Consider the following 5,977-nt stretch of genomic DNA (forward strand, 5'->3'; position numbering starts at 1 on the left):
CTGGGAGCCCCGAAAGGAAAAACAGGGAAGGGGAACGGAGAATCCAATCTTCTGTAACTGGTTGAATATTAAAGCGAAAGAGAACGCGCCCGGCAGGGTTCGAACCTGCAACCTCCTGATCCGAAGTCAGGAGCTCTGTCCGGTTGAGCTACGGGCGCATTTTTAACCGCCGTTCTTTTCTCCCGCCCGATTCTTCAGCCGATGTTTGCATATAAAGCAAAATGCTTTTCACGGACAGCGCTTCACGCTTCGGACAACACCGACCGGCGGGCTTGTTTTTTCAACGAACGCAAATGTTTGGCCTCCAGCATGAGCGCGCGCTGACGCCGGGAACGGCGGCGTTTCTGACGGCGTATTTTTTCCGCGGCCTGGCGGCGCGCCGATTGCGCGCCCAAAACTTTTTCTTCAATTTTCTCGCATAATTCCCGCCGGGCCAGGAAGCGGTTGAGCTCCCGCGAGCGTGTCTGCTGGCATTTTACCATGAGACCGGTCGGCAGATGGAGCAGCTGCACGCAGGACGAGGTCTTGTTTATTTTCTGCCCGCCCCGGCCGGCGCCGCGGACGAAAGTTTCGCGCAAATCAACGGCGCGGACGCCGAGTTTGTCCATGCGGCCGGCAAGCGCTTTTTCCTTCTTTGTATTTACCGATGAGTCAACCATTTACGCTTTCGTTTCACAACGGATAGTTTTGGATTGAAACTTTGGCTTTCCGCACTATATTTCAATTTATCGCTTAAATTGCGCCGGTATGCCAAACACCCTGCAAACATGATAACAACCGTCCAGCAAAAGCAAAGTTATAAGTGGATCTACCATTTCTCTGTTTCCTCAAATATTTTTGCGGTCTTGACGGTTTTCGGCGCTCTTTTTCCTCTTTTTTGCGACGCCCTGGGGATGTCAAAGACTCAAATCGGTTTCGTTGTGTCCATTCTGCCGCTGTTATACATCACCTCTATTTTTTTATCAAACTGGATCATGCGCTGCGGTCCCCGCAGAATTTTTCTGCGCGCTTATTCCGTCAGGTATTGCATCCTTTTACTTCTGCCGCTGGCCGCGCTGGTGGCTAATCGCTACGGCAACCCGGCTGTTTTTTTATGGGTGGCGCTGATTATTTTCTGTTTCGGGGTTTTCAGGGCCATCGGCGACACGGCGTGGCTGATCTGGACTTTTGAACTTATCTCGGCCAAAGTGAGGGGAAAAGTGGATGCCATCTCCGCCATGGCGGGTATCTGCGGCATGGCCATGGCCTCTCTTGCGGCGATTTTCATTATAAAAAACTGGCCGGGCCTGGCCGGTTTCCAGGCCGCAATGTATGCCGGCGTATTGTTCGGTTTCATCGGCCTGGCCTGCGCCACGCGTCTTCCCGGAGGCCAGGCGCAAACCATGGAGCGCGAAAGTCTGCCGCTTATCAGCAGCGCCATGGAAACGCTGCGCAATGTGAAGTTCCGTCATTCGCTCCTGGGCAACATGTTCATGGCGGTAACCACGGCTACGTTCGTCTTCCTGCCGTTGTATTTAAGGGAACAGATCGGGTTCAGTGTTGACAAAATCATGTTTTTCAGTTTCTGTTTTCAGCTTGGCATTCTGTTTTCAGCTTTTTTCTGGGGCTGGAGCGCCGACCGGTTCGGCAGCAAACCGGTCATGGTAAGCGCCATGCTGGGCTGGCCGATCCTGCCCTTTTTGCTTTTCATGCTGCCGCGCATGGAGATGCAAAGCATTGCGCAGACCGGCCTGGTCTACGCGTTCTTCGGCATCCTATGGCAGGGTTATTTTGCGGGCACAACGCGTTATTTTTATGTTGACGTTCTGCCGACGCTGCGCAACCCGGCTTTTGCCACAAGCTTGAACATAGCCGTGCAGAGCGTTGCCCTGGCCGTTTGTTCATTGTTTCACGGCCGGCTGCTCGATGTTTTACAGCCGTTCCGGCACGACTGGCGTTTCATCCACTTTGATAATTACACGGCCTTGTTTGCGATCATGCTGTTCTGCTGTCTGGGCGCGATTATCATCTTCCGCCGGGCGCCGGCTGACAGCCCCGTGTGGCCGGGGCGATTCCTGTCCTTCTTTCTGGAAGGCAACCCTTTGCTGGCCTTCAGTTCCATTTTCCGCTACCACTTCGCGGAAGACGAATCGCAGCGCGTTGAATTCACCGGGCGGATGGGCGATGCGCGGAGTCTCTTGACGGTTGAAGAACTTCTGCAGTCCGCCGCCGACCCCAATTTCAGCGTGCGTTACGAAGCAATCGTTTCCATGGCCCGCATGCCGCCGGACGCCAAGCTGATTGACACCCTGGCCGCGGCGCTGCGAAGCAGGGAGCCGGGCTTGAGCGAAGCGGCGGTCTGGGCGCTGGGCAGGATGGGCGACCGGCGCGCCACGCCGGTCCTGCGCGAAATGCTGAAGTGCGAATACGCGCTGCTGCGCTCCCAATGCGCGCGGGCGCTGGCCAAGCTGAACGACCAGGAAAGCGTCCCGGAAATCATCGCGGCTTTCAAAAGCGAAAAAAACGACAATGTCCGCGCCGGTTACGCCGCCGCTCTCGGACGTTTGCGGAGGCAAGAAATGCTGCCGGAATTTATGGCCCTTCTGCGCCGGCTGGCGGACGAGCATTTGCGCGGCGAAGTGCTGCTGGCCATAGCGCGCATCAGCGGATCCGAGCATCATCTGGCCCAGTTGTGGCGCCGCAGCCGTTCTGATTTTGAGACAACCTGCGCCGAGGAAATGATGGACATAGAAAAAAAGATCGTCCGCGGTTCCCTTGCGATGCAGGCGCATCGCAAACTCATAGCCGCGTGCGCCCGCAGTTTTGAACAGCGCGATCCGGCCGCCGCCGGGGCAGTGCGCCGGATAATCGGGCTCTTGCCGCCGGACAGCATTGATCCGGCGGTCCGCGATATTCTCAGGGAGTGCGACGAGCTGATTGCGCGGCACGGCGCCGGCCGCGGGGATTACATACTGCTGGCCTTGAACGCTCTCCATATGGCGATCGTTTCCCTGATTCATGCCGAACGCAAAAAAAAACTTTGATTCCGATGGAATAATCGTTATGGTAGCGCCAATTGCAAAATTTATCCGGCGGCGCGCGCCGCATGAAAAACGGGAGGCATCCAGATAAAAAAATGACAACTAGAATCAAGAACGGCGACAAGATCCTTTTTATCGGCGACAGCATAACCGACTGCGGCCGGCGCGGCGCGGAGCGTCCGCTGGGCAACGGATACGTCAAGATATTCAACGATTTTCTCATCTCCTGCGAGCCGGAAAAGCGGGTTGAAATCATCAATAAAGGCATCGGCGGAGACCGGGTTCCCGGCCTGTTATCCCGCTGGGGGGACGACGTCCTGCGGCATAAACCGGACTGGCTTTCCATCAAAATCGGCATCAATGACCTGTACACGCATCTGCGCGACCCGGCCAGCGGGGTCTCCCCGGAAAAATTTGAGGAAGATTACCGGAAAATACTGCGGCGCACCCGGCGCGAATTGCCGCGCTGTAAAATCCTGCTGATCCAGCCGTTCTATATCACCCGGGAAACCTCGCGCGACAGTTTCCGCCGGCAGGTGCTTGACATCCTGCCCCAATATTTGAAGATTGTGGCCCGCATGAGCGGGGAATATAAAACGCGCCTCTTGAAGACGCATGCCATGTTTCAGAAACTATTGAAGTACTATGAGCCGGACACGTTCTGCAACGAGCCGGTGCATCCGAATTTGACGGGACACGTGGCCATCGCCTCGGCGGTGTACGATATTTTTTGCGGGAAATGGTAATTGGCCGGATCAACAACGCGGCGCTCTATTCATGGCGCAAGGGAGGAACAATGGAAAAGAAAACTTGTCGGGGAGACCATAAAGGCCATTTGTGCGTCCTCGCCAGCGCGGGGTGCCTGGAAAAAATACGCGCGCTGGCCCTCAATCCGGCTTTTATCTGCTTCAACTGCGGAAGGCTGGCCAAATCAGCTAAAAATCTCTGCAACCCCATGCCCCTTGAGAAACGCGATGAATGAAAACCGCGTAAATCTTTCGGTGGTGGTGCCGGTCTATAACGAGGCGGAAAGCGTCAAGACGCTTTGCGAGAATCTGCACCGCGCGCTTTCCAAGCTCGGCCGGTCGTATGAAATTATCCTGGTTGACGACGGCAGCACGGATAAGACCTGGGAAAAAATGCGCGAAAACATCGGCGGCAAGCCGCATTTCCGCCTTGTCAGGCTGCGCCGTAATTTCGGCCAGACGGCGGCCATGAGCGCCGGCATCCACGACGCCCGGGGCGAGATCGTCATCACCCTGGATGCCGACCTGCAGAATGATCCCGAGGATATCCCGCTTCTGCTGGAAAGGTTGGAGAAGGGCTTTGACGTGGTCAGCGGCTGGCGCAAAGACCGCCAGGACGAGGCCATCCGGAGGCGGCTGCCTTCAATGATCGCCAATGCCCTTATCAGCCGGGTTACGGCGGTGCATCTGCACGATTATGGCTGTACCCTCAAGGCCTACCGGCGCGAAGTGCTGGAGAACATAGAGCTTTACGGCGACATGCACCGCTTCATACCCGCGCTCGCAAGCTGGGTGGGATGCAGGGTTGACGAGGTGGTGGTGCGCCATCACGCCCGCCGGTTCGGCAAATCCAAGTATGGCCTCTCGCGCATCGTGAAGGTGATCCTGGACCTGATGACCGTCTCCTTCCTGCTGCGTTACAGCCGGAGCCCGATTCAAATTTTCGGCAAACTTGGCCTGCTGGTCGGCGGGACGGGGTTTTTGCTTATGCTTTTTATGGTTATCGCCAACATTGCCGCCAACTTCTTCGGGACGGAATTTGCCGCCGGGCTGTTGAAACGCCCTTTCTGGGTAATGACTTCTTTCATGCTCGTCTTTTTCGGCATTCAATTTGTCTGCATGGGCATCCTGGCGGAAATTCAGATTCGCACTTATCACGAATCCCAGGGCAAGCCGACTTACGTTGTCAGGGAAAGAATTGAATCCGCTTCCGCTTGAGATGCGGAGGAAACCGGGCCATATTTTTTCTCTTTGCGCTGGTTGCCGGCCTGTTCGGCGACCTCCGCGGCCCGGCGGCTGTTCCGAAATGGCCCGGACGGCATGATTTGTTTATGGAATTATCGCCATTATCTTCAGCGGATATTGCCATCTCCCCCGTTTACGCGATAGGAAGCATTTATTTGGCGGCGCTCTTCATCGGCGTGATCATGGACATTGTCTTGTTCTTCCGGGTCCTTTCCCAACCGTGGAGCTGGGAAAACATGGCCAGACGCATCAGGGCCGGACCGTGGCGGCCAGGGGACGCGGCCTGGATTTTCGTTCTGCTCATACTCATCCAGCTTTCCGCGGGTTTGATCCACTGGGGCGGCATTAAACTCGGCTGGTTCGCGGCGGACGCCAAGGATACGGCTGCCGCGCTTGTTCAGGGTCTTTTGTTCCACGGCATCGCCCTGTTGATTGTCTGTTGGTTTATCCGGCGGCGGAATATTTCCTGGAACGAGGCGTTCGGCATGGGTTGGCGCAATCTGAAGCCGGCCGCCGGCCGGGGATTGGCCGGTTATTTGGGGATTATACCGATTGTTTTTTTCACGTCTTTTCTATGCCAGTTATTCCTGTACGCGGCAGGTTACCCGGTTACGCTTCAGGACGTTGTGGCGGTTTTTATGGAGCCGCAGTCGGGCTGGAGCCTTTTTTTTCTGCTGTTGCTGGCTGTGGTTGTCGCGCCGGTGGTTGAAGAAACTCTTTTCCGGGGCATATTATTGCCGGTCTTGATGAAAAAAACGGGGCCGGGGGCGGCGGTCGTGATCAGTTCGGCGCTTTTTGCCCTCGTCCATCAGCACCTGCCTTCGTTTGCCCCGTTATTTGTGTTGGCGGTCGTTCTCTCCATGTTGTATATTTCTTCCGGTTCGCTGTGGACTCCCATCGTCCTCCACTCCGTTTTTAACGGGGTGAGCATTTGCATATTACTGTTGGCCATGACATGAAAACATT

6 protein-coding genes and 1 tRNA gene are annotated in these 5,977 nt (G+C 55.9%); 5 read left to right on the plus strand and 2 right to left on the minus strand.

Going from position 1 to position 5,977, the window contains the following annotated elements; genetic code table 11:
• Positions 1-84 precede the first annotated feature (84 nt).
• Positions 85-158 (minus strand) — tRNA-Arg (locus PHP98_11435).
• Positions 159-242: 84 nt separating this feature from the next.
• The gene (locus tag PHP98_11440) at positions 243-659 is read right to left on the minus strand and encodes a peptide chain release factor-like protein (protein MDD5484241.1); all 417 of its coding nucleotides are present in this window, start codon (positions 657-659) and stop codon (positions 243-245) included.
• A gap of 108 nt (positions 660-767) precedes the next feature.
• Between PHP98_11440 and PHP98_11445 the strand changes: the two genes are divergently transcribed.
• The 5 genes from PHP98_11445 (at position 768) to PHP98_11465 (ending at position 5,970) form a co-directional block, all read left to right on the plus strand.
• Positions 768-3,023, plus strand: a complete 2,256-nt coding sequence (locus tag PHP98_11445; GenBank protein MDD5484242.1) for an MFS transporter — start codon at positions 768-770, stop codon at positions 3,021-3,023.
• Positions 3,024-3,115: 92 nt separating this feature from the next.
• Positions 3,116-3,766: an SGNH/GDSL hydrolase family protein gene (locus tag PHP98_11450; protein MDD5484243.1), complete on the plus strand. Its 651-nt coding sequence runs from the start codon at positions 3,116-3,118 to the stop codon at positions 3,764-3,766.
• A 50-nt stretch (positions 3,767-3,816) separates the two neighbouring features.
• The gene (locus PHP98_11455) at positions 3,817-4,002 is read left to right on the plus strand and encodes a hypothetical protein (protein MDD5484244.1); all 186 of its coding nucleotides are present in this window, start codon (positions 3,817-3,819) and stop codon (positions 4,000-4,002) included.
• Positions 3,995-4,984 carry a glycosyltransferase family 2 protein gene (locus PHP98_11460; protein MDD5484245.1) on the plus strand — a complete coding sequence of 330 codons (990 nt, stop codon included), beginning with the start codon at positions 3,995-3,997 and terminating at the stop codon, positions 4,982-4,984. Before PHP98_11455 ends, PHP98_11460 begins: the two co-directional genes overlap by 8 nt.
• A complete protein-coding gene (locus tag PHP98_11465; protein ID MDD5484246.1) occupies positions 4,981-5,970 on the plus strand; it encodes a type II CAAX endopeptidase family protein in 990 nt (329 codons plus the stop codon). The genes PHP98_11460 and PHP98_11465 overlap by 4 nt, the downstream gene beginning before the upstream one ends.
• Positions 5,971-5,977 lie beyond the last annotated feature (7 nt).

The sequence above is a fragment of the Kiritimatiellia bacterium genome, from assembly GCA_028715905.1.
Taxonomy (GTDB): domain Bacteria; phylum Verrucomicrobiota; class Kiritimatiellia; order JAAZAB01; family JAAZAB01; genus JAQUQV01.

Bases quoted from the DNA above. Each gene is read 5' to 3' on its own strand.
- PHP98_11440 (MDD5484241.1), bottom strand. From the start codon at position 659: ATGGTTGACTCATCGGTAAATACAAAGAAGGAAAAAGCGCTTGCCGGC.
- PHP98_11445 (MDD5484242.1), top strand. From the start codon at position 768: ATGATAACAACCGTCCAGCAAAAGCAAAGTTATAAGTGGATCTACCAT.
- PHP98_11450 (MDD5484243.1), top strand. From the start codon at position 3,116: ATGACAACTAGAATCAAGAACGGCGACAAGATCCTTTTTATCGGCGAC.
- PHP98_11455 (MDD5484244.1), top strand. From the start codon at position 3,817: ATGGAAAAGAAAACTTGTCGGGGAGACCATAAAGGCCATTTGTGCGTC.
- PHP98_11460 (MDD5484245.1), top strand. From the start codon at position 3,995: ATGAATGAAAACCGCGTAAATCTTTCGGTGGTGGTGCCGGTCTATAAC.